We start from the raw sequence: 24,211 nt of genomic DNA, 5'->3' as shown, positions 1-24,211 counted from the left end.
CATGAATCTCGAAGATCTTGTTGCGATCAATCGCGCCATCGAACAGTGCGTCGATAGAAACTCGGACCTGGTCGGTCGGGATGCGAACCTGCTGCTTTCCAGGCTCGGGGTGAGCCGCAGCACCGAACTCTCCCATGCTTTCGCCCAGCTTGTGGATGAGAACAGACTGCTACAGATCGGGATCGTCGGACGGGTCAAGGCTGGCAAATCGTCACTGTTGAACGCATTGATCTTCAACGGGCAGAGCATCCTTCCCAAGGCCGCCACCCCGATGACTGCAGCCCTGACCACGCTCACGCATGGCGATACGTTCAGCGCCCAGGTCCAGTTCTATACCCCCGCAGATCGCAAGGACATCAGCGAGAAGGCAGCGCAATTCGATGCCTTGTTGAAAGACACGTGTGAGCGCACAGCGAAAACGCTACGGGACCGCCAACAGCGAACAGGACAGGTGGTCGACGAACAACGCTTCTCAGAACAGGTCGAGCGGGAGGCCTTGCGCGCCATGCGGGCGGATGCCGCGCTTATGGCAGCCCATGATCAACACGAGCGAATGCGCAAGACGCGCGTCAGCGAAAAAGCGCTGGCCGAATTGGCAACCATCCACGCGGCGAATCTCGAGGATCTGTCGGAGCAGCTCAAGGACTTCGTCGGCGCCGACGGCCGTTACACGGCACTGACCAAGAGCGTCGACATCTTTCTGCCCCTGGATTCCCTCCGTGACATTCGCATCACGGACACCCCGGGACTTAACGACCCGGTCCAATCGCGCGAAGAGCGCACCACCGCGCTTCTTTCCGAGTGTGATGTGGTCTTCATCGTGAGCCCTGCCGGCCAGTTCCTCAGCGAGCAGGATCTGCAAATGATGGGGCGCATCACGCGCAGTGAAGGCATCCAGGAAATTGCAGTCATTGCCAGCCAGATCGACAGCCAGATGCACGGTGAAGACACCCGCCGGGACACGCCCAGGCAGTCGCTCGAGTCCATCAATGCACACTTGGCCGAGCATATGGTGTCAACGCTCCGCAGGCTGAAGACCACCAATCCGGAAGTGGGCAGCACCTTCGACAAGCTCATCGAGCAAGGGGGCAAGCGCGTCCTTCACACGTCGGGCATCTGCCACAGCCTGGCTGCAAAACTTGCCGGCCCCGAACGCTGGGACGGGTCCGAGCAGGCCGCCTGGAACAACCTTCACGGCACTTACCGCGAGTTCTTCGACCTGGAAGATCCCGACCGCTCTCGTGCGCAACTCGAGTTGTTGGCCAATACCGCTGAAGTTAGGGCACTGATCGAAGAAGTCCGCTACCGCAAGCAGTCCATCGTCGAGAGTCGGATCGAACAACTGACAGCAGCCAAGAGGCAAGCCCTTGATGAGCTGGGTGTCGCCCTGATTCAACTCGCCAGGCAGAAACGGGAGCAGATCACGGCGACAGACCTGGCATCCCTCAGGAAACAAAAGCGGAGCTTGTCCGACAAGGCGACTACGTTTGAGTACGACCTGGACTCGTGCCTGGAAGAATGGAAGTTGGAGTACCGGAAGGCACAGAGCTCGGCACTCAAGAAGGCACTGAGCAATGCCTTGAAAGTTGCATACGGGGCGGTCGCGTACAATCCAGAAGACAAGACTCAAGAGATCACCACCGAAACGCCCGGTGCGTTCAACTGGGTGGCGCGCAACCTCTGGAACGGCGGCCGTCAAACGACACGCAAGAGTATCAAATGGCTTTATCCGAACCAGATCAAGGGCGATATCATCAACTTCGCACGGACTACGAAGGAGGCGTTGCAGGCGGAGTCCAGCGAAGTCACCGTAGAACACAAGAAGAAGTTGACACGCGCACTGGCAGACGCGGTGAGCCGCACCCTTGGGGATGAGATCGAGCTGGCGATCGTTATCCGCTCGCTGCGAAGCATTGTCGCCAGGCTCCCGTCCCACACCTTTTCGCTGGACGCAACATCGGTGAAAAGCCTGCGGAACGACACTACGTTGCAGGGTACCGAGGCGGAGAGATTCATCGAAAGCGCCACGAACTGCCTTGCAGAACTCAAGTCAGATGCGTCACGTCAGATCAGCACATTCACGGACGAACTGCGTGATGCAATTCCCGACTCGATTTCCGATCAGTTTGTGACTGACGTGCTTGCCCGCATCGAGGACCTGGAACAGCAGATCGAACACCGGGAGCTGACCAAGCAACGCCTGGATCGTATGGTCCAAGAACTGGAAGCGCTATGACGGACGCGCTGCTCACGCCGTCCCTCCGGGACGCCATCACCAGGCTGGGCCGGATGTTCGTATGGAACAGACGCCGTCTGAGCGGCGAGGTTATCGAAGAGCTGGATGCACGCCAGGCGCAGTTCTGGCAGGAGGCTGAAGCGCTTCGCCGCCTGGCAGTTGATGCCACAACGCGAGCCGATGCGATGGCCGAGGAGTTTCAACAGAGCAGTGGAGAGCTTGCCCGTCTTCGGCCAAAGCTCACCTCCAAGAAGCAGGCGCTTGAAAGCCTCTCAAGCCAACATGAGGAGCTCGTTCGTACGCATGGGGAAACCTGGTCCCGCTTCCGGCTGGTCACTGACATCCTGGCGGTCAGACCCCGATCAAACCGCGGGCTGGCGCGATTTCACGAACTCCTGACCAACGACTACATGCAGTTCGCCGAAAGCGAGTCGTCGCTGGGAGCTGAAGCGAAGGCACAAGCGATGCTGCATTCGATAGAGCGTGAGCTGGCATTCCGTACCAACTACCCCGATGTCTTCCAGAGAACCATCATCGGCGTGGCAGGCGGTTTCAGTAGCGGGAAATCGGCTTTCATCAACAGCTTCATTCGCGACGACGCCATCCGCCTCCCGGTGGGCATCCAGCCTGTAACTGCTATACCCAGCTACGTACTATCGATACCCAAGCCGGCCATCCGGGGCTATCCAGCCAACGGCGGTTTCATCACGCTCGATCAAGCCACCTATCGCGGATTCTCCCACGCGTTCATCAACTCGTTCGGATTCGACCTCAAGGCGATCCTGCCGTTCATGAGCGTAGGCGTACCGATGGACCATAAGCACGTCGAACACATCTGCTTTGTCGACACCCCGGGATATAACCCTCCGACGACTGCAGGCGAGTACACGAGGAGCGATAAGCAGACGGCGCTCGATTACTCGCGGCAGGCCGACGCCCTCATCTGGGTCGTCGGCCTCGACGCCAATGGGACCATGCCCGACTCGGACTTGGACTTCCTGCATTCCCTGGGAGTCGAACAAGTCCCGATTCAGATAGTGCTGAGCAAGGCCGAGCTCAGGTCGGATGATGACATCGAGTCTATTCTGGACGAGGTGGAAGGCGTGCTTCAGGACAACTCCATCTCTTATTCGGGCGTATCTGCCTACAGCTCGATCCGAAAAGAGGAGCGCGCATTCCGCGGTGCGAGCCTGACGGCATTCCTCGCAAGCCAGAACATGCGTCGCGACGCGGTTGAGCACCTTCGGGGGCATGTTGCACAGGTGTTTGACATGTACGACACGGCGATCCGCGCAGACATCGCTTCACGAGTAGCGAAAAGCAAGGCCGCGAACCGGCTCGAACTGAGATCGCTTGCGATCGGTGGAGAAGACGTTGCCAAGGAGATCAGCAAGGGCCTTCGCACGCTCAGGAAGGATCTGCAGACCGATGAACTGAAGGCCTGCCTGGATGAATCGTCCAGACTTCGGGCCGCATTCTTCGACGCAGTGGACATGGCCCTGGTCGACGGCGAAACTGACGCACTCAATTAGCCGCCAAAAAGCGTGAAGTGGCGCCGTGGACGTACCGGCGGGCCTGATGACCACTCCCTCAAAGTAGCTCTGCGGTCAGCGAAGCGATCCCCGCCGACGCCATGTCCGCTTCATCCGGGCACCGATGACCTCCAGCGGAGTGGCGTTTCTCGACCGGACCTGACTGCCGCATTTCGGGCAACGCAGAAAGGAGTCGATGCCCTCTGCCCGGCAATCGCCGACCTGGTCGGGTGTCGTCAACCTCCAACCGCACGCGGAAGCGCACAGGAAGGTCTGGGGAGGTATTGGAAACGCCATTCGAACTCCTTCGTAGAACCAACCAAGGTCGTGAATCCCTTCGATGTCATTCAGCGGAATGTGGCATTGGCTGAAGGCATCACGCGTACTGCAACAGCGCTTAAGTTGTCGTCCAACCGTGTGTTGGCCTTCGCGATTTCTACAAGCAACGCCACGATGTTTTCAGGTGCAGCATCTTTCGTTGCCAACATCTCCGCAATCCCGCTATCCGTCAATGCACCATGAACACCGTCGCTGACACACAGCCACAAGTCCCCGGCCCGAGGCGCAAGCGCGGTAAAGAAAACGTCAAACACATCCTCAATCCCGGATGCGACCAGCGCGCTATCCAGATCTTCGTACAGGCTGCCAGCCACGGCAGCCTGCTCCGCCGTGAGATCCCCCTCGCGCACCATGCGGTTGGCAATCGTGTGGTCAACCGTGAGCTGGCGCAGGTTCTGGTCCCGCCACAGGTAGACACGCGTGTCGCCCACGGACAGCACGCGCACCTCGTCCTGGGTGAACTGCACAGCCGCCAAAGTCGACGCCATCCCTTCGCAACGGGTGCCCGCAACCGCGGAGGTCATGCGACGCTGGATGACGCGCGCCGCGTTGCCGGTGATGCGGTCGCCCGCGACTTTGACGAGCTCCTCGAGCACCATGCAGCTCGCACGTGACGCACACGGTGCGTGCGCCAGACCGTCGGCCACGGCCACCAGCAGTGCTTCGCATGCGGGCAGCGACCGGGTCGTGGCCCCCAACAGCAGCTGCGCGCCCAGCAGCACGGCATCCTGGTTTTCATTGAACCGCCAGCCGGGATCGGTCGCGGCCGCCGCTTCAAAGTAGAGAACGGGCTGCATGGCGCCTTACGGAGTCGGCACGGGCTGGTGCTCGCGGGGAAAGTCCGGAGCCGCGCTGACCATGTCGAACGCGTGCTCCAGTCGCACCATGGCCCAGGTGTCGCGCGCGCAGTAGGCCAGCAACTGCGTACGCAGCCGCTCGCGATCGTCCTCGTGTGTGCCCGGGGCGCAGGCCTCCAGGTAGGCGCTCTGTGCGGCGCCGCCATCTGCAACGCCCAGGTCCGCGTAGTCGAGGTCCGGGGCGATCGTCGGCAGCACCGCCTTGATCGACCAGGATCCGCGCATGTCGCGGTGATAGTAGTGCCGGCGATAGATCGGCAAGAGATCGACCATCCGGTCCACGATGCCCCGCAGGTCCGCCGCGTGCGCGGGGAACATGCCAGCCAGTTCACGCAGGCGGGCGCCCTCGAAGCCCTTGTTCCAGACGAGCACCGCCTGCGCACCTGCGGTGACTTTCACGATCGCGTCGACGAGATCGCGCAGGGGTGATCGCCCGGACACGTCGAGGAAGGCATCGTGCCGGAAGCTGCCGTCGGATGACTCCGTGTGGCACGAGAACTGGAACGGCAATTGCTGGAACGGGCGTGTCCCCAGCCAACGCGGCACCACGAAGCTGATCGTCTCGAAGTCCAGATAGGCGCGCGGATACGCGATATCGGCCAGAAGGCCCTGCAGTTCGCCGGAGACAAACGCCTCCCCGCTTCGCGTGGCCGCAGCCACACGGCGATGCACCGGGTTGCCCAGCGCATCGTCCGGGACGTCACACAGATCGACATAACCCGCCTCGACCAGCCGGCCTGCCAGGTCGCGCGAGCGAGGGAGCAGGTCAACCGGAAACGCGGGGCCGGGCGGCTCTGCCGCGCGGCAGTGCGCCAGGAACGGACATTCGTAGGGCTCGGAGCAATGGCCGCCGGTCTGCAACAGCGGCAGCGGGCCGGCCGCAACTTGCTTGAGCGCTTCAACGATGTCCGGGATCCGCGGCACCAGGGCCTCGACCTCGCTGGTCACATCGACCAGCTTCAGCAGGCCGCGATAGTCGCCTTCCGTCTCGTACACGAACGCCCTGTCCACGTGCCCATGAACAATGCGCGAGACATTGCGCCCCGTGCCTCGGGCGACCCAGGTCTGGATGGCGCAGTCCCACAGGTGCTCCGGCTTCACCGACGTCGTGGACTTGACCTCGATCAGGGTGTCGCCGTCATCGTGACGCTGGAAGGCGTCGACGCGGACGCGCACGCCCTCGTGCGAGAACGCCGGCTCGAACAGCATCGGCGCCTGCTCGCGTGGCAGCGCCAACAGCGCGACCGTCTCGGCCAGGGCCTCGTTCACGTGCCGATGGTCGGCGGCGATCAACACCCCGCCGCCAAGCAGGTCGCGCGCAAGGTCACCGAAGCGGGTGCCCTCGTCCAGTCGCGCCTGTGCCGCTGGCGTCCACTGCGAGGCCTCGGGTTCATGCAGCTCGAGCCACAGCCGCTTGTGGCATTGGCGACCGGACTGGATGCGCGATTTAGAGAGGTGGCGGCCGATCAAGCCCGCACCTTCAGTTCCCAGTGCGTGTACGGCGAAGTTGCGGTGGCCGGCGCCGCGCCGCCTGCGCCCTTGTCGCGCATGCGTTTGACCGCATACGTCCCCTGGGGAAAGCCGGAAAGCCTCAGGTAGTGCATACCCATACCGATGCCGCCGCGATGGATTTCAAGGGCATTGCGCATGGCCAAGCGGTCGGGCTTGCCAGTGTCTCCCTCGAAACGCTCCATCATCTCGGTGAAGCAACAGGAGAATCTCGGCCGCTTCGGCGATGCCAGGATGAGTCGGAATTCCACTGAGCGCTCTTCGGCAGCCTTCACTCCAGACGCGTCGAGAATGCGGTCCAGGCGGATCAACTTGCGCGCCAACTGCACCTCATTGAACTCGGCGATGCCCTTGGCCTCGATGAACAGCATGGCCAGCTTCTCGCCATCGTCGTAGACCACCAACAGGTCCACGTCCTCCTGCGAGCCGGTAACCGGCCGAAAGTCCGTGTACAGCGGATCGACACCCTCCACCCCCTCGTGCGGTGCCATCGGCACCGGGGCGGGATGCTCGCCCTGTGGCATCCAGGCGGTCGAAGTCTTTGCAGTCCACAAGGCGGCGAACAGCCAGTCCAGGTGGTAGTCCATGCCGGCAAAGACGCACCGTGCCGACGCCGACAGCCCCATGTCCAGCGCGTGCTCCCGCAGGAGCGAGTTGCAGTGCGCTGACAGGAAGGTCGAAGCACTCGCGTAGTCGGCGTCCTCCCCCAGGTACGCAAAGCGCATCAAATGATCCCGCTCCTTCGCATTGAGCAACTTCAGGTTGCGGATCAACGCGTCGGCCATCGTCCTGCTCATTCAACTCTCCCCTTCCCCATTTCGCCAGAGTCTCCGATATCCGTCTCAAAACCCGAGACGGCTGAAAAAGCCACCACGACTACCTTCCTCGGTACGGCTCGCACCCAACCCCATCGCTGTCACGATCCAGATGCGTCCCATAACCAGGATCACCACGCCGCACCGGCGCAGCCCCGGCTGCCCGGGCCGCGTCGCAGTTCACAAAGGGTCGTGTTCCAGCCGCAGCGCCAGCGGGCGCCGAGTTGGCGGGCGCAAAACGTTGCGCCGCAGGCGGTGCAGGCGCGGCCGTACGCGCCGGGCCGCGATGGCAGTGGTACTCGCCAGTGCTGCGATTGGTGTGGCAGCCCTCGCTGTTGAGGCCACCGCTATGCGCGGCAACGGGGCCTGCGGCCAGCAGCAGCGTGCAAAGCATCATCTGTTTCAACACAGGCATTCCCTCCCCCAAGGTTCGCCACCTGCCAATCCACCCACGACGTTCAACGCCGCACCCTCAAGCTGACACCTACCCTCCCACCCTCACGCCATCAACAACCCACTGATCTCCCCCACCTTCTCCCGCAGCAACTCCTCATCCCCTCGCGTCTCGATGTTCAACCGGATCAACGGCTCCGTATTCGAGCTGCGCAGATTGAAACGCCAATCCCCGAAATCCGCCGACAACCCATCCGTGTAATCCAGCTCCGGCTGCAACGCACTGAAATGCGCCAGCACCGCCGCGATCGAGGCCGCTGCATCCGCCACGGTGAAGTTGATCTCGCCGCTGCACGGGAACTTCGCCATCCGGTCTTCCACCAGCTCCGCCAGCGACAGGCCGCTCGTCGACACCAGCGCCGCGATCAGCAGCCAAGGGATCATCCCGGAGTCGGCGTACGCGAACTCGCGGAAATAATGGTGCGCGCTCATCTCGCCGCCGTAGAGCGCGTCTTCGGCGCGCATCTTCTCCTTGATGAAGGCGTGGCCGCTCTTGCACAGCACCGGCGTGCCGCCGGCCTCGCGCACCATCTCCACCGTGTTCCACAGCAGCCGCGGGTCGTGCACCACCTTGCCGCCCGGGCTGCGCGCCAGCAGCGCCTTGGCCAGCAGCCCGACCAGGTAATAGCCCTCGATGAAGCGGCCGGTGTGGTCGAAGAAGAAGCAGCGGTCGAAGTCGCCGTCCCAGGCGATGCCGAAGTCGGCGCCATGCGCCTTCACCGCGTCGGCGGTGGCGGCACGCGCGTCGGGCAGCAGCGGGTTCGGGATGCCGTTGGGAAAGGTGCCATCCGGCTCGTGCTGCACGCGCACGAACTCGAACGGCAGGTGCGGCGCCAGCAGGTCGATGACCGTGCCGGCGCCGCCGTTGCCCGGATTGCTGACGATCTTCAGCGGCTTCAGCGCAACGCCCGCCACGTAGGTCAGCAGGTGCGCGATGTACGCCGACTTGTCGGTCATCGCGCGACTGCCGCCGGTGCCCTGCCCCGGGGTGAAGTCATCGGACAGCGCACGGTCGCGGATGGTGAACAGGCCGGTGTCGGCGCTGATCGGCCGCGCGTTCTCGCGCACCAGCTTCAGGCCGTTGTAGTCCATGGGATTGTGGCTGGCGGTCACCATCACGCCACCGGCCGCACCCAGGTGATCGGTCTGGAAATAGACCTCCTCGGTGCCGCAGAGGCCGATGTCGATGACCTCGCGGCCAGCTTCGCGCAGACCCTGCGCCAGGGACGCCTGCAGCGACGGGCTGCTCAGGCGGATGTCGTGCCCCACAACGACCGCACCAGGGCCAAGCAGTTCCGAAGTGGCCGCGCCGATGCGCATGGCCAGGGCTTCATCGAGTTCGTCGGGCACGCGGCCGCGGATGTCGTAGGCCTTGAATGCTTTCGATGACACGGGCGTGCTCCAGCGGTGCGGGGACACGGATCATACCGGTGGATGCTGTCGCATCAGCGACCGCTTCGACGGCCCCAGGCTGCCATCAGCGAGCAGCCGATCCACGCGAGCAGAACCCCGGCCAACCCGCCAAGAACATTCAACGCCGCATCTTCAAGCTTCGGCTGCCGCCCATCCGTCAGCCATTGCGACAGCTCCGCGGCCACGCCGAAGGCCGCGACCAGCAGCACGCCCCACCCGTTGCGCACGTCCTTGCGCGCCAGCCAGACCAGCAGGCCCAGCCAGGCGAATGCGAAGAGGTGGATCCACTCCGGCGGGTCCAGCGGCGTGTCGCGTGTCAGGCCGTACAAGCGATGCACTCGGTCCATGCCGAGCCAGTCTCCCAGCATCGCGGTGGGGAGGAACAACATCGCCGACACCGCCAGCGCGGACGCGACCAGCAACGCCGCCACCACCGGATGGCTGCCGCGGGCGAGCAGCATCGCCACGCCCAGCGCCAGGACCGCCAGCAGCACATCGGCGCCGGTCATGGCGTGGGCAGCAATTCGCGATACACGGCCAGGGTGCGGTCGATGACGATCTTCTCGTCGAACTCCGCCAGCGCCTTGGCACGCGCGGCCTTTCCGAAGCGTGCGGCCAGCTCGGGATCATCGTGCAGCCGCGCGATGGCCGCAGCCAGCGCCGCGGCATCGCGCACCGGCACCAGCAGGCCGTCGACACCGTCGCTCACCACTTCCCGGCAGCCGGGCACGTCGGTGGTGACCAGCGGCAGCGCGCAGGCGGCGGCCTCGATCAATCCCTTCGGCAGGCCTTCGCGATAGCTGGGCAGCACCACCACATCGACCGACGCGAACAGCGCCGCCATGTCATCGACGTGACCCAGCCACTGCACCACGCCCTCGTCCGCCCACGCGCGCACGGTGGCTTCCGGCACCGCGGCGGGATTTCCCGGGTCGGGGTCGCCGGCCAGCAGGAATTCGATCGCCCTGCCTTCGCCCTGTAGTCGCCGCGCGGCCTCCACGAATTCCGCCAGACCCTTGTCCCACAGCAGGCGCGCGGCCAGCAGCACGCGCAGCGGACGCGTTGAATCGCGCTGGCCTTGGCGTGCCACAAAGCGCGAGCAGTCCACACCGGAACCAGGAATGAGGCGGACATGCTCGCGATCCACGAGCCGCGCGGCTTCAAACAGCGCTACGTCATCCGGGTTCTGCAGCACCAGCCGCGCATTGCCGCCATCCAGCGCGGTACGCAGCAACGCACGCACCAGCGGGCGCAGCACGCGGGCCTTGGTGTCGTTGCTGGTGAACACGTAGCCCATGCCGGCCACGGCGTTGACCCGCGCCGGCACGCCGGCCAGGCGCGCGGCCAGCGACCCGTACACCGCGCACTTGATGGTGAAGCCGTGCACCACCGCCGGGCGCTCCCGGCGGAACAGCGATACCAGCCACGCCAGCAACTTCGCCTCGCGCAGCGGGTTGAGGCTGCGGCGGTCCATCGGCACAGGTTCCCAGCGCAGGCCGAGGGCGCGCAGCTTCTCGCCGTACGGGCCGGGGGGCGAGATCAGCAGCAGCTCGTAGCCGTGCGCCTGCAACGCCAGCGCCAGCGAGCGGCGGAAGTTGTAGAGGTACCAGTCGGTGTTCGCGAACAGCACGATCTTGTGTGACGCACGCGGCATCGCGTGCGCCATGTCAGACACGCTCCATCGTCACGACACCACTCCGCGCTTGGCCAGCGACAGCAGGTACTGGCCATAGCCGTTCTTGGCCAGCGGCGCGGCGAGGCGCTCGAGGTCGGCATCGTCGATCCAGCCGTTGGACCAGGAGATCTCCTCGGGGCAGCACACGCGCAGGCCCTGGCGCGCCTCGACGGTCTCGATGAAGTTCGAGGCCTCGATCAGCGACTGGTGGGTGCCGGTGTCGAGCCAGGCATAGCCGCGCCCCAGCTGCTCCATGTGCAGGGCGCCCTCGTCGAGGTAGCAGCGGTTGAGGTCGGTGATCTCCAGCTCGCCACGCGCAGACGGCGTGAGCGACGCCGCGAAATCGCTCGCGCGGCCGTCGTAGAAGTACAGCCCGGTGACTGCGTAGTTGGAACGCGGCTTGGCCGGCTTCTCCTCCAGTCCCACGACCTTGCCGTCGGCGTCGAAATCGGCCACGCCGTAGCGCTCCGGATCGCTCACCCAGTAACCGAACACCGTGGCGCCGTGCTGGCGCGCGTCGGCGCGCTTCAGGACCTCGGTGAAGCCGTGGCCATGGAAGATGTTGTCGCCCAGCACCAGGCAGCTCGGCTTGCCGCCGACGAAGTCGCGGCCGATCAGGTAGGCCTGCGCCAGCCCGTCCGGGCTCGGCTGCACCGCGTAGTGGATGTCCATGCCCCACTGCGAGCCGTCACCGAGCAACTGCTGGAACAGCGCCTGCTCGTGCGGGGTGTTGATGATCAGCACCTCGCGGATCCCGGCGAGCATCAGCGCGCTCAGCGGGTAGTAGATCATCGGCTTGTCGTACACCGGCAGCAGCTGCTTGCTGATCGCCTGGGTGATCGGATACAGCCGGGTGCCGGAACCGCCGGCCAGGATGATGCCGCGGCGCGACGTCATGCCGCGGCCCCGATGCGCTCGAGGCGGTAGCTGCCGTCGAGCACGCGCTGCACCCAAGGCTGGTTGTCGAGGTACCAGTCGACCGTTTCGGCGATGCCGCGCTCGAAGCTGTAGGCAGGCGTCCAGCCCAGTTCGTCCCGCAGCTTGGAAGCATCGATCGCATAGCGGCGGTCGTGCCCGGGGCGGTCGGCGACATAGGCGATCTGCGATTCACGCGGCTCGCCGTCCGCGCGCGGGCGGCGCTGGTCGAGCAGCGCGCAGATGGTCTTCACCACCTCGATGTTCTGCTTCTCGGCATTGCCGCCGACGTTGTACGTCTCCCCCACGCGGCCCTTGGCCAGCACCGTGCGGATCGCCTCGCAGTGGTCGGTCACGAACAGCCAGTCGCGCACCTGCTTGCCATCGCCGTACACCGGCAGCGGTTCGCCGGCCAGCGCCTTGGCGATCACCAGCGGGATCAGCTTCTCGGGGAAGTGGTACGGCCCGTAGTTGTTGCTGCAGTTGGTGGTCAGCACTGGCAGCCCGTAGGTGTGGTGGAAGGCGCGCACCAGGTGGTCGGACGCGGCCTTGGACGCCGAGTACGGCGAGTTGGGCGCGTACGGCGTGGTTTCGGTGAAGAGCCCCGTGTCGCCCAGCGTGCCGTAGACCTCGTCGGTGGAGACGTGCAGGAAGCGGAACGCGTCCTTCGCCGGGCCGTCGAGCGCCTTCCAGTAATCACGCACCGCTTCCAGCAGCGCCAGCGTGCCGACGACATTCGTCTGCACGAAGGCGGCCGGGCCGTCGATCGAGCGGTCGACGTGGCTTTCCGCGGCGAAATTGACCACCGCGTCGGGCCGGTGCTCGGCGAGCAGGCGCGCGACCAGCGCGCCGTCGCCGATGTCACCCTGGACGAAGGTGTGTGCGGGGTTGTCGTCGAGCGACGCCAGCGTGTCGAGGTTGCCGGCATAGGTGAGGACGTCGAGGTTGACGACGCGCACGCCGGCCGCGACGGCCTCGAGCACGAAATTTCCGCCAATGAAACCGGCGCCGCCGGTGACAAGCCAGGTAGTCATATGTTCTCCATGATTCGTGTTCTCCATGAGTCGGACCAGCATCCGGCTCGTCTATGTCAGCGGCATGAACTGGTACGGCACCCAGTACGGCGCATGCGTAGCAAAATTCAGCCAGACGAACTGCACAACCCCGTAATAGCCAAGAATTCCAACAACGATCGCGGTGCGGGCGCGGGTGGTCGTGGCCAAGCGTGGCAGCCTTGCGAATACGTACAGTTGCAATGGAATCAAGTACAGCGCCACGCGGTCCACCGCGGTCGAGGCGATCCCCACAAGCGGCACGCAGAGCAATGCGAATATCGCGACCCAAACCCAAAGTTTGCGCTCGCCGAGTTCGGGGGCAAGCTGTTTCCGGAATACGATCATCAAGGCTGCCGGCAGCGCGTTCATGACCACACGGATCGCGCCGCCCTGCGATTGCATGTCGGCTTCGACGTAGTTTGCCCAAAGCGTCTCGGCGCTATCGGCCAGCAACAGGTAGTACATCAAGCCGGTGGACACCAACATCATCGCGGCCGTCAACCAGCGGTTACGGCTGGATGCAAGAGCGGCGATGGGCAATAGCAGCACAGCAGACTTATGGAACAGCGCGCCCAGGGCAACGAGGACTACGAAAGTCCTGACTCGATGCTCGCCCAGCGCAACCAAACCGATCAACGCGAAACCGAGCGCGACCGATTGCCGCGTGTATCCCATGCCCACCACGATCAACATGTACGGTACCGCGACCAGCAGCGCGAGCCAGGGATTGGGCTGTCGCCGACAGAAAACCACCGTACCGACCATCAACACCGCTCCGTAGATCAGGTTCACGGTATAGATGCTGCCGCCGAGTCCGGCGACAAAGCGATTCAACACATAGTGGCCCGGGTCGCCCATGGCGGCCGCTTCCGCAAAGCTGAGGTCCGCAGCGTGCTGGAAGTGCGGCAGGTAGTTAAACCAGTCTCCGCCAACTTCATGGCGCAGCCCGATCATCAGTGCGAACAGCAGGCCGACGATCCACCACATCACGCGCGCCTGCCTGGCGGGCAAGCTGCGCGGCACCAGCACGCCGAAGGCCGGAATCAGGAACATCAGCCAGAACGGCCACATCAGGCGTTGCCGCCTTCTTGTTCCAGCCACGCCTGGAACATCAGCACGGCCCACAACCGGTAACCGAACGACCCCTCGCCCCGCTGGTGCCGCAGCCAAGTCGCACGGATCGGCGCCGGATCAAAGTAGCCTTCGCGCTTGAGCCGGTCTTCGGCCAGCAAGGTTTCGCCCCACTCACGCAAGGGTCCACGCAACCACTGGTCCAAAGGAATGCCGAAGCCCATCTTCGGCCGCTCCATCAACGCGCGCGGCACATGTCGGTCTACCAGCTGACGCAGCAGCCACTTTCCCTTGCCATTGCGCAGCTTCATGTGCATCGGCAGCGACCATGCGAACTCCATCACGTCGCGGTCGAGGAACGGCGCGCGCGTTTCCAGTGACACCGCCATCGAGGCTCGGTCGACCTTCACCAGGATGTCGTCGGGCAAGTAAGTCAGGCCGTCGAGCGCCATCATCCGCGCCACCGGGTCTCCAAGTTTCGGCCAGCGCAAGCGGTCGTCGAGCAGGTTGGGCGGCATGTGGCCGCCCACCGCCGTGCCGGCCGGATCGGGCCATTCCGACACCAGCGAGACATACAGGTCGTCGAGGCTGCGCACGCCTGTCAGGCGCGCGCCCAGCTTGTGTGCCTTGTCGCCCGGCAACGCAATGCCGGCGCGGCCCGCAACTGGGCCGAACATCCTGTTCACCGTGGTCGCAGGCAGCGCGGTCAGAGCTGCGCCAAACGCGCGGCGCAGCACTGGCGGCATCCAGCGGATCCGATCCCACGTCTTCGGTCCAAGGAAATAGCGGTTGTAGCCGCCAAACATTTCATCACCCGCATCGCCGGATAGCGCCACGGTCACGTGCTGTCGCGCCAGCTTCATCACTAGGTGGGTGGGCAGCTGCGATGAGTCGGCAAAAGGCTCGTCGTACATCGCGGGCATCCGTGGGACCAGTGCCAGCGCGTCATCGCCGCTCAGGCGCAGCTCGGTGTGATCGGTGCCGAGATGCGCAGCCACTGCGCGTGCGTGGGTCGCTTCGTCGTACTGCTTCTCGTCAAAGCCAATGGTGAAGGTGCGCACCGGCCGCGAGCTGCTGGCCTGCATCAGTGCAGCGATCACGGTGGAATCAATACCGCCGGACAGCAACGCCCCCAGCGGCACGTCCGCCACCATCTGTCCGCGCACTGCGTTGCCAAGATGCCGTTCCAGCGCGTCGAGCGCGTCTGCTTCGGAACCTTCAAACGGATGGGCCATGCCGCGCTCTGCGACCGCCGCCAGCGACCAGTAAGCCACTGGTTCCACGTCGCGCTCGCCCGAACCCAGCCGCAGCCAGGTCCCCGGCGGCAACTTGTGGATGCCCTGGTAGATCGAGTACGGCGCGGGGATGTAGTTGTGGCGCAGCAACATGGCCACGGCTCCGCGATCGATCGCGGCATTGAACACGGGATGCGCACGCAGAGCCTTCAGCTCGGATCCAAACAGGAAGGTGTCGCCCTGCCAGCCGTAGTACAGCGGCTTCTCGCCAATGCGGTCGCGCGCCAGCCACAGCGTGCGGTCCTGCCGATCCCAGAGGGCGAGCGCGAACATGCCGACGCTGCGCTTGATGGTGTCATCGACGCCCCAAGCCTCGATCGCGGCCAGCAGGGTTTCGGTGTCGGAATGGCCGCGCCACGCCGGCGCGGCCCCTTCGGCTTCGAGGCGCTTGCGCAGTTCGAGGTGGTTGTAGACCTCGCCATTGTAGGCGAGCACCCAGCGGCCACTCGCCGAGGCCATCGGCTGGTGCCCGGCAGGCGACAGGTCGAGGATCGACAGGCGACGGTGCGCGATGGCGATGCCTGTTTCGGTGTCAGCCCACGCGCCGCCGTCATCCGGCCCGCGGTGGCGGATGTGATCGGCCATCGTTGTAGCGATCGCCGCGATGTCGCCTCCCGCAGAACTTCGTGCCCAGAACCCCGTGAATCCACACATTTACTGACCGCCCCCTGCCGTCAATGACTGAAACATGTCGACCAAGCGCGGGGCTTGCGCCTGCACCGAATAGACCCCTTCCACGCACCGCCTTCCGTTCGCACCCATGGCCTGTCTGAGCGCGGGGTCCGCGACCAGTCGCCGCAGCACCTGTTCCCATTCCGCGGTCGTGCCGGCCAGCTCGCCGTTTTCCCCTGCCTGCACGATGTCGAGGTTGACGCCGACCGGCGATGCCACCACCGGCAGCCCGCAGGCCATGTACTGGATGAGCTTGTAGCCACACTTGCCGCGCTCCCACGGGCCATCGGCCAGCGGCATGATGCCGATGTCGATGTCGTGCAGCTCGGCCACCTCGGTGTCCTCGCGCCAAGCACGCGCTTCGAACGGCGTACCCACCACCTGGTCAGGCCGCGCGCCGATGGCAACACAGCGGACCAGCCCCTCCTCCTGCAGCGGCAGGAGCGCAGCGGAAACCGCCTGCAGATAGCCTGCCGTCGATGGTGAGCCGATCCAGCCGACCACCACGGGCCCTGTTGTGGGCCGCGGCGAAGACGGCAGATAGCGCTCGAGGTCGATCACAGTCGGCACCTGTTCCACCCGGGCACAGCCGGCGGCGCGGGCGCGGTCGCCCAGATAGGCGTTGCCAGCGGTCACCAACTGAGCGCGGCGCATGATCGCGTCAATCTTGCTACGCAGCAGTGCGCGGACAGGCGGAAGGCGATGCATATCGTAGCGGTGAAAGACCGCATCGTCGTAGTCGACCGCGAGCCGGGTCTTGCGACCAAGCAGGGGAAGCTCGACACAGTGCGGAAGCCACGGCCAAGCCTCCTTTTCGAGCCAGACCACGTCGAAGTTCGCCAGCGTACGCGTGCGCCTGACCCGGCTCGCGTACGCGCGAGCGACCGACCCTACCGCCACCGAACCGCCGTACAAGGCCTCCACGTAGGAATCGCCGAGCAACGGCGACACCTCCACCTCGATACCTGCATCGCGGAGTGCAGGCACGTACTGCATCATCCGAAGGCGGCTGCTAGCCCCCAACGGACCATAGCGGGGAAACATGAGAAGACGCATGCTCAAGCGCGGTCCAGACTGGAATACACGGCCCGGTACTGGGCAACGCCTTCGTCAAGAGAGAAATTTCGGTGGGCCGCTGCGACGCAACGCGCCTGGATGTCGGGTTCCGCAGTCAGCGCCATCAGACTTTCCAGTCCCTGGTGCAACGAAGCACTGTCGAAGGTGTCGAGTGCAACACCCACTCGCTCGCTTTCCAGGATGCCGGCCATATCGCCGACGCCCGCATTTCCCAGACATGGAATTCCACAACCGAGGAACTCGGCCAGCTTGGTCGGGGCGGAGGCCTGCTTGGAGAACACCGGCTTGATGAAGAAAACCCCCGCGTGCATGCGGGCCATCTGTGCCGGCACTTCGGAGTGATCCGCCGTGCGCAGTTCAATCGCATGCATCGACACGCCTCCCGCGACCAGTCGCTCGCGAATGTAGTCGTGCTCGTTGCGGTTGACGATCAGCCAGCGCGCGTCAGGCCGCAACTCCAGCAGCTTGGCGAAGCAAGCCACGGCGGCATCGAACAGGTACCAGGTTCCAGCAGAGCCGACATAGCCCAGAACGAAGCCTTCGCGCGGCGTTGCAGCGGGCACAAAGCGCGACAGGTCGGCGCAAGTGGGGATCACGCTGAACGGGGGCAGCCTGCCATGCAGGTAGTCAAAGCCCTCCATCTCGCGCACACCGGCATAAGTCAACGAAACCACGTGGTCGGCGCGCTGCAGGAAGCGCCGCTCAAACCACTTGGCGACGCGATACATGCGGCCTTCGCGCAGCCACAGGCCGCCGTCGACGCGCTCGTCCGCCCAGAATCCGCGCATGTCGAACACGAAGCGGGCGCCAGTCAGCCGCTTTAGCGCCAACGCCATGACGGCGGCGACGTAGCTGCGGGCATGAACGATGCGCAAGCGATGGCGCAACAGCAGCCACAGACCACTGAGAATGCCGATGCCGATATCCCAGCTGGTGGCCACCGCGGAGGGGCGCTTGTGGTAGCGGCGGGGATGCCAGTGGATGCCGGCCACATCCATGCGCGCCTGCACGCGACCACGGGCGTCAGCATCGGCCCAATCTTCGGGCTTCTCAAAGCTGAGCAGGTGGATCGGTCGCCCGCTGGCCAGTCGCTCCAGGTAGGCCAGCACCTGCGACTGACCCAAAGGCTCCAGCATGCCGTCGTAGGCAATATAGAGAACGCCGTTGGCCATTACCTTTTGGCCTCCGACAGCCCGGGTACGTGGCGCCAGTCGGGCAACAGCAGGTCAAGATAGGCATCGGCTGCCTGGTCCACGCTGAAGTCGGCAGCCCTGGCTTTCAGAGCGGCCCTGTCGTGTGTACGCGTGAGCGCTTCCTGCATCGCCCAAGCCAGGGCATCCGGATCGGCAACGGGTACCAAGGCCCCGTAACGGCCGTTGTCGAGAATCTCGCGAGGCCCGGAGGGACAATCCGTGCTCACCACTGGGACGCCCTGCTCCAGGGCTTCAACGATCACCGTGGGAAGGCCCTCTCCTACCGAAGACAGCACATGCAGGTCCGCCTTCCGGTAATAGGCTTCGGTACTGGTGACGAATCCGGGCAGGCAGACGTCAGCGCTGATACCCAGATCGACGATGAGTCGTTCCAGCGCGCCGCGCTCTTCACCCTCCCCGAGGATCAGCAGTTTTGCATCCACGCTTCTGCGCAAGATGGCGAATGCTCGCAGCAGCGTGGCGTAATCCTTGATGGCCTTCAGCGTGCCAACAGCCAGGACCTTGCGGTGCGGTCCGGTCGCCCAGTCGAGCAATTCGGGTGTTTCTTCGGTAACGGCGGCCTTCGCCCCACCGACAATCGGATTATAGATCGCCACGACGCGATCACGCGCCAATCCGGCGATGCCCGCCAAGTCGTCAGCCGCACCCTGCGATACGGTCACCACGCCATCTGCGCGGGGAAACGATAGCCGCATGGTGGTCTTGAGGTTGAGACTGTGGAGCCTGTCGCGACTGCGCTCCGCAGCCGACCAGGTCGTATGTTCAGCCACTACGAGACGTGTCTTGCTGTTTGAGGCTGCGCGTGCAGCGATGGCGAGGACGGTCAGCGGCCACATACAGGCAAGCAGGGACTGCGGGCGTGTCTCTTGCAAGTAACGGTTCAGCGGCCAGAGAACGCCGCGCATGCGCTTCACGCCCAGGTCGATCACCCGGATCCTCGGGTCCAGCAGCGGCCTCAAACCCCCGGCGACGCGCATCAGCAGCAGGTCTACCGAGTAGCCCCGGGCCACGAACTCATTGGCCAGATTAATGTTGACGCGTTCCGCACCGCCAGCACGAAGGTCGGGCAATAGCAAAGCCACATGAGGCTGGCGGTTGCTCATCGCTGCGTGGATTACTTCGGTGCCACTCATGAGCCCCCCCGCACGGTGCGCCTCAGCAGACCGACCGCGGCGCTTTCCGTCGCCAGGCAATAAAGCCAAGCAACGAGCCGCTTCAGGACCCGGCGAGGCTTGGCCGTCTGCGCCTTGTGAATGACAGCAAGCTGGTCGATGAACCCACCCATCTCATACCTGATGGCTGCCGCACGGCACATCTCGGATTCTTTGGTGCGAACCGACAGGTCTGCGTGGGCGAAATCCGCAATCAAAGTGGGCATCTCTACGGCAGGCAGATTGGACTGCAGCTCGCCCACGTTTCCATACGGCAGCTCATGCAGGAAGCCGTAGCAACGTTCGCGTTGGCTGTCCGTTGCACAGATCGTGGGGACGCCCAGCATTGCAGCTTCAAGCGCCGCGGTCCCCATGCCTACAAAGATGTCGTACGACGCGACAGTCCTCTGGAAATCACAGTAAGGAAGCTCGCCCTTCAGTCGCACCAGATCTCGGACATTGCATTCTGCGATCTCTTTCTCCATTTTTCCTTGGAGAGGGCCATCTCCATAGATGTCCCACGACACATGCACCCCACGTTCGCGCAAGGTTGCGACTATCCAGGGGGCGCCAAGATTGTAAGCCTTGAAGTCCACCAGCCTTCCCACCGACACGATGCGCAGTTGCGAACCTGCGTTGGCGGCCCAGGCATTTTCGGCGGCATCAATGGGCAACGTAGCGATCGGGGATCGGCCTAGATCAACATTCCAGCGCTTGGCATGCGAGCTCCTGCATTCTTCATTCATGAAGAACAGATGGGGATAGCCGACCGCCCGTGCGACCCAATGATTTAGGACGATCCGATCCTGCCTCTCGCCGGTCATGAAGTAGGCACGCGGATGGAACACGCCGGACAGATGGGTGATCCGTCCGCGCGATGCGCACTGGAGTTCGACCTGGAGCGCCCGAGGGGCTGAAATGGGATCGAAGCTGATGATAATCACGTCCATCGCTTCGCTAAGAATCGACCCACCTTCAGCGCGCAACTTCCGGCGCAGATCGCCGGTGTCGTTGTAGGTGACCACATGCGCCGAGCTCGGCAGGGCGTGCAATAGGCCACCGTCTCCGCAGCACACCATCACCCCAAACCCATTCTTGGCCAAATAATTGGCCATGCGCACTATGAGGGTTTCAATGCCGCCAGTGCGCAAGCTTCCATAGACCAGGATAAAGAGGGTCTTTGCCTTGGCCGCAATATCGTTTCCAGGATTCGTTTGCTTCACTTGCCGCTCCGCGGGAAGTGCCCGACGATTCGGTGGATCAATCCCCAAATGCCGGTAGATTCAGAAGTGGTTGCCTTGTGGCTGAATCGAAACAACGCAATTGCCGCGAACACGCCAGAGAGCAATATTCCGAAGATGGCGCCGGTCACGGGATACTCTGCGGCCACTGTCGAGATAAACATGGCCGACGCCAGCAACCCCAGCAACAGCTTCCAGACAATCGCTTCCCATCGAAAACCCGATCTCTTGTGTGCGAGCCAGAAGACGATCGGCAGGTTCACCATGTACATCAACAGGAAGGCGATGCCCGTCGCCGGCAAGCCAAAGGTTGGTACTCCGATCCACACGGTCAGGACGAACACACCCATCGACAGTGTGTCACTGAACAGGAAAGTTCGCCCCTCTCCCGCGGCAAGAATGATGTATCCCAATGGGAAGCAGGCCACTTTGAGAATATCGCCCATTATCTGCCAACGCAAAACGCCCGCCGCTTCCGCGAATTCGTTTGAATAGAGCAGTTGGACAACCCACGGCGCCAACGCCAGCACTCCCAGCAACACGGGGCCGGCCAGCATCAGGGCTGCTTCGGATTGCTCATTGACGAGGCGATTGACGGCTGCAGGGTCGTGGATCACTGCCGTCAGCCTGGGGTAAAAGTCGGTACCCATCGCGCGCAGGACAAAACCGGCATAGGTCATCGAGATGACCCAAGCCGCCTCGAAATAACCGAGTGCGTCTACGCCTAACTCATGCTGGACCATAGTGCGGACAAGCAATTGCCCTGCGAGCACAACCAACCCCGCAAGCATGACGGGCATGCCCAATCGAGCCAGGAAACTCCATTCCCGGCGCAAGTCACTCCATACGAGCGGCGCGCGACCAATCCCAGGCAAGCGTGAGGTGTACCAATAACCGACCAAAAAGGTCGAGATGGGCGTGAGCAGCAAGTAAGCAAGGAGCCCCTGTTCCCGCCAGTGCAACAGGACAGGCACGCCAACAATTGTTGCCAGCAGGGCCGACAGCACGCTTGTCCGCGCCAGGTCGCCGATGCGGCGCATGCCATTGAGTAAAGCAGACTGAGAGCCTGCGGCTACCGAGAAGCCAACGCCCAGCGCGAGCCATCCGACAGCTCCCGTTAGCGATGCGTCATCCAGGACCTGCGTCGCCAGCTCATCCCTCATCAGCCAGAACAGGGAAGAGCCCAGCACAGCCAATGCCAATGTTCCCCAGAACAATGCGCGGCGTGAAGTTGCAAGCGTTACTGCATCGGTAGTCGCGTTTGCCGCCGCGATTTGCCGTGTTCCCACGACACCGGATCCCATGGCAGCGACCGTTGCCGCCGTGGCCATCAGGTTGCTTAGAAACCCGATGAGACCTATGCCGGCTGGACCGAGCACCACCGCAGCTACTTTCGTGCGCAACAGGCCAATCAGGATATTGATCACCGACGCCCCACCGATGATCGACGACGAGCGCAGGATCTGACGGTAAGAACTGCCCTCGGTCACGCTGGTTCTACTGCCCCGCGAATGGCAGCGATCACTGCCTCCGCCTGCTCAGTCGTCTGGTGCGGACCGATCGGCAAGCTCAGCACTTCATCCGCCATGCGCGTCGCGAGCGGGAATGCTTCATCTGCAAAGTTCGTCGCGGCATATGCGTCCTGCTTGTGCGGCGGAATCGGGTAATGGATCAAGCTGCCGACGCCGGTGTCGGCCAAGCGTTGTTGCAAAGCATCGCGCTGCGGGTGGCGCACGACGAACAAGTGCCATGCAGGTTCGGCCCACTTCGGCACCTGCGGCAGGATCAGGCGACTGTCCTTCAGGCCATCCAGGTACTGCCGTGCCAACGCGGAGCGGCGTGCGTTCCATGCATCTAGGTGTTTGAGCTTCACGCGCAGTACCGCAGCGTGAATCGGATCGAGGCGACTGTTGTAGCCCTGCACCTCGTTAACGTATTTCACCCGTGAGCCGTAGTTGCGCAAGACGCGGATGCGGTCGGCAATGTCTGGATCAGCAGTGGTGATCGCGCCGCCGTCACCCAGCGCACCGAGATTCTTGCCGGGATAAAAGCTCCATGCCACCACGTCGCCATGGGCACCGATGCGTCTTCCCTTGTAGCGCGCGCCATGAGCCTGCGCGCCGTCTTCCAGAACACGCAAGCCGTGCTTGCGGGCAATGGCCAGAACAGAGTCCATGTCGGCGGGCTGGCCGTACAGGTGTACCGGCAGGATCACCTTGGTTCGCGGAGTGATGGCAGCTTCGATCAGGGCCGGATCCAGGTTATAGGTCGCTTCCAGCGGTTCGACCGGCACCGGTGTCGCCCCGCACTGGCTGACAGCTAACCATGTGGCGATGTAGGTATTGGACGGCACGATGACTTCATCGCCGGGACCCACGTCCATGGCCAGCAGTGCCAGATGTAGAGCATCCAAGCCGTTAGCCAGGCCGACGCAATGCGCAGCCTCGCAATAAGCGGCGTATTCGGCCTCGAATGCGTCCAGCTCTGGGCCCATGATGTACCAGCCCGATGAAACGACGCGCTCAATAGCCTCAGCGATTTCTTCGCGCAACTCGACGTGCGGCGCCTTCAGGTCCAGGAACGGGATCATTTCGCCGCTCCTGCCAAGGCCATGAATTCGTCGTAATCCCGGATGTAATCGTTCGAATCGTAGTAGTGCGATGCAAACACAAGCAACAGCGCGTCGGACGAGTACTTGTACTGGATCCCCCAGACCATAGGCGGGAGGTGCAGCCCCAGGTCAGGACGGTCGAGCGTGAATTCCCGACGCTTATGACCGTCATCAGCAACGACACTGACGCTTCCGCGGACGCAGACCAGGAACTGATGGCATTCCAGGTGGGCATGCTCGCCACGTGTTTCGACGCTCGGCACGTCAAACACCATGAAGTAGCGCTTGGCGGCGAAGGGTATCGACCGTTCGAACTCACCTACTGTCAGGCTGCCACGGATATCTATCACTCGTGGCAGCTGATGAAGTTTTACGTTCCAATCGTCGGCATCAGTGACGCTGTTGGCTTGCTCTGAGGTCCTGGCACCCCGCTCGGCGCCGCGAGCATCCACGTATCCGATGATCCTCGCTGGATTGCCCACTACGATTGCATTGGGCGGCACGGATCGCGTGACCACCGCCCCGGAGCCCACCATCGCCGACCTGCCGATCTTGAGCCCCGGGAGAATGGTGGCTCCGCCACCTATCGAAGCGCCTGCCTCGATCTGGGTAGTCAGGTACTCGGCGGGATGCTGTTTGCTGCGAGGCAGCTTGTCGTTGGTGAAGGTCACGTTCGGACCAACAAAAACATCATCGCCAACCCGAAGGCCGTCCCATAGTTGCACGCCGTTCTTGATCGTCACGCGATCGCCAATGACGACGTCGTTCTCGATAAAGCAATGCGAGCAGATGTTGCAGTCGGCACCGATGGCTGCGCCAGGCAGTGCAACAACGTATTGCCATAACTTTGTGCCAAACCCGATCCGCGTCGTCAGCACATCCGCGAGTGGATGCACGTAAGCGTTGTTCGCACTGCTCACGCCTGCGCTCCGTGATAAGCCCGATCCCACTCGACGAAACCCGCCACACCTACTCCTATCGACACCTTCGGTCGATACCTCACCATCCTCATCAATTCCGAAGAATGCGCATCGCTCGAACCAATAAAGAACGCCGTTCTTGTCGCCAACAGTTTCATTC

Annotated in this window: 20 protein-coding genes; 2 read left to right on the top strand and 18 right to left on the bottom strand. The window is 63.5% G+C overall.

Features of this window, described 5'->3' with window-relative positions; all coding sequences use genetic code 11:
* Position 1: 1 nt before the first annotated feature.
* Together JGR64_RS05660 and JGR64_RS05655 are read left to right on the top strand one after the other, a co-directional pair.
* A complete protein-coding gene (locus JGR64_RS05660; protein ID WP_199372434.1) occupies positions 2–2,236 on the top strand; it encodes a dynamin family protein in 2,235 nt (744 codons plus the stop codon).
* Positions 2,233–3,768, top strand: a complete 1,536-nt coding sequence (locus JGR64_RS05655) for a hypothetical protein (protein ID WP_199372433.1) — start codon at positions 2,233–2,235, stop codon at positions 3,766–3,768. The genes JGR64_RS05660 and JGR64_RS05655 overlap by 4 nt, the downstream gene beginning before the upstream one ends.
* A 347-nt stretch (positions 3,769–4,115) precedes the next feature.
* On the opposite strand, the gene JGR64_RS05650 is transcribed toward JGR64_RS05655, so the two are convergent.
* The 18 genes from JGR64_RS05650 to JGR64_RS05565 all read right to left on the bottom strand — a co-directional run bounded on the left by JGR64_RS05650 (position 4,116) and on the right by JGR64_RS05565 (position 24,051).
* Positions 4,116–4,904, bottom strand: a complete 789-nt coding sequence (locus tag JGR64_RS05650; protein ID WP_199372432.1) for a PP2C family serine/threonine-protein phosphatase — start codon at positions 4,902–4,904, stop codon at positions 4,116–4,118.
* Between the two features lie 6 nt (positions 4,905–4,910).
* Positions 4,911–6,434 carry a DUF2779 domain-containing protein gene (locus JGR64_RS05645; RefSeq protein ID WP_199372431.1) on the bottom strand — a complete coding sequence of 508 codons (1,524 nt, stop codon included), beginning with the start codon at positions 6,432–6,434 and terminating at the stop codon, positions 4,911–4,913.
* The gene (locus JGR64_RS05640) at positions 6,431–7,258 is read right to left on the bottom strand and encodes a hypothetical protein (protein WP_234447007.1); all 828 of its coding nucleotides are present in this window, start codon (positions 7,256–7,258) and stop codon (positions 6,431–6,433) included. Before JGR64_RS05640 ends, JGR64_RS05645 begins: the two co-directional genes overlap by 4 nt.
* A gap of 91 nt (positions 7,259–7,349) precedes the next feature.
* Entirely contained in the window at positions 7,350–7,682 is a 333-nt protein-coding gene (locus JGR64_RS13980) for an excalibur calcium-binding domain-containing protein (RefSeq protein ID WP_305067908.1), read from the bottom strand.
* Positions 7,683–7,786: 104 nt separating this feature from the next.
* On the bottom strand, positions 7,787–9,133 hold the full coding sequence (locus tag JGR64_RS05630) for a phosphomannomutase (RefSeq protein ID WP_199372428.1): 1,347 nt from the start codon (positions 9,131–9,133) through the stop codon (positions 7,787–7,789).
* Positions 9,134–9,186: 53 nt separating this feature from the next.
* A complete protein-coding gene (locus JGR64_RS05625; RefSeq protein WP_199372427.1) occupies positions 9,187–9,663 on the bottom strand; it encodes a VanZ family protein in 477 nt (158 codons plus the stop codon).
* Positions 9,660–10,808 carry a glycosyltransferase family 4 protein gene (locus tag JGR64_RS05620; RefSeq protein WP_199373200.1) on the bottom strand — a complete coding sequence of 383 codons (1,149 nt, stop codon included), beginning with the start codon at positions 10,806–10,808 and terminating at the stop codon, positions 9,660–9,662. The genes JGR64_RS05625 and JGR64_RS05620 overlap by 4 nt, the downstream gene beginning before the upstream one ends.
* A 30-nt stretch (positions 10,809–10,838) precedes the next feature.
* The gene (rfbA, locus tag JGR64_RS05615; RefSeq protein ID WP_200649758.1) at positions 10,839–11,726 is read right to left on the bottom strand and encodes a glucose-1-phosphate thymidylyltransferase RfbA; all 888 of its coding nucleotides are present in this window, start codon (positions 11,724–11,726) and stop codon (positions 10,839–10,841) included.
* On the bottom strand, positions 11,723–12,778 hold the full coding sequence (rfbB, locus tag JGR64_RS05610; protein ID WP_199375683.1) for a dTDP-glucose 4,6-dehydratase: 1,056 nt from the start codon (positions 12,776–12,778) through the stop codon (positions 11,723–11,725). The genes rfbA and rfbB overlap by 4 nt, the downstream gene beginning before the upstream one ends.
* 51 nt (positions 12,779–12,829) lie before the next feature.
* Positions 12,830–13,870: an EpsG family protein gene (locus tag JGR64_RS05605; RefSeq protein ID WP_199375681.1), complete on the bottom strand. Its 1,041-nt coding sequence runs from the start codon at positions 13,868–13,870 to the stop codon at positions 12,830–12,832.
* On the bottom strand, positions 13,870–15,819 hold the full coding sequence (gene asnB / locus JGR64_RS05600) for an asparagine synthase (glutamine-hydrolyzing) (RefSeq protein ID WP_199375679.1): 1,950 nt from the start codon (positions 15,817–15,819) through the stop codon (positions 13,870–13,872). Before asnB ends, JGR64_RS05605 begins: the two co-directional genes overlap by 1 nt.
* Positions 15,820–16,836: a glycosyltransferase family 4 protein gene (locus JGR64_RS05595; protein ID WP_233348394.1), complete on the bottom strand. Its 1,017-nt coding sequence runs from the start codon at positions 16,834–16,836 to the stop codon at positions 15,820–15,822.
* Positions 16,837–16,895: 59 nt separating this feature from the next.
* Positions 16,896–18,086: a glycosyltransferase gene (locus JGR64_RS05590; protein ID WP_199375677.1), complete on the bottom strand. Its 1,191-nt coding sequence runs from the start codon at positions 18,084–18,086 to the stop codon at positions 16,896–16,898.
* Positions 18,086–19,231 carry a glycosyltransferase gene (locus tag JGR64_RS05585; RefSeq protein WP_234447006.1) on the bottom strand — a complete coding sequence of 382 codons (1,146 nt, stop codon included), beginning with the start codon at positions 19,229–19,231 and terminating at the stop codon, positions 18,086–18,088. The genes JGR64_RS05590 and JGR64_RS05585 overlap by 1 nt, the downstream gene beginning before the upstream one ends.
* Positions 19,232–19,257: 26 nt before the next feature.
* Positions 19,258–20,502 (bottom strand): glycosyltransferase, encoded by a 1,245-nt coding sequence (locus JGR64_RS05580; RefSeq protein ID WP_199375673.1) that lies wholly within the window; start codon positions 20,500–20,502, stop codon positions 19,258–19,260.
* Positions 20,499–22,010 carry an O-antigen translocase gene (locus tag JGR64_RS05575; RefSeq protein ID WP_199375671.1) on the bottom strand — a complete coding sequence of 504 codons (1,512 nt, stop codon included), beginning with the start codon at positions 22,008–22,010 and terminating at the stop codon, positions 20,499–20,501. Before JGR64_RS05575 ends, JGR64_RS05580 begins: the two co-directional genes overlap by 4 nt.
* Positions 22,007–23,110, bottom strand: coding sequence for a DegT/DnrJ/EryC1/StrS family aminotransferase (locus JGR64_RS05570; protein ID WP_199375669.1), 1,104 nt, complete (start codon positions 23,108–23,110; stop codon positions 22,007–22,009). Before JGR64_RS05570 ends, JGR64_RS05575 begins: the two co-directional genes overlap by 4 nt.
* Positions 23,107–24,051 (bottom strand): WxcM-like domain-containing protein, encoded by a 945-nt coding sequence (locus JGR64_RS05565; RefSeq protein WP_199375667.1) that lies wholly within the window; start codon positions 24,049–24,051, stop codon positions 23,107–23,109. Before JGR64_RS05565 ends, JGR64_RS05570 begins: the two co-directional genes overlap by 4 nt.
* Positions 24,052–24,211 lie beyond the last annotated feature (160 nt).

This window comes from Luteimonas sp. MC1572, from assembly GCF_016615815.1.
Classification (GTDB): domain Bacteria; phylum Pseudomonadota; class Gammaproteobacteria; order Xanthomonadales; family Xanthomonadaceae; genus Luteimonas.
The sequence above is the reverse complement of the archived record's forward strand: the minus strand, read 5'-3'. Positions and strand labels throughout refer to the sequence as shown.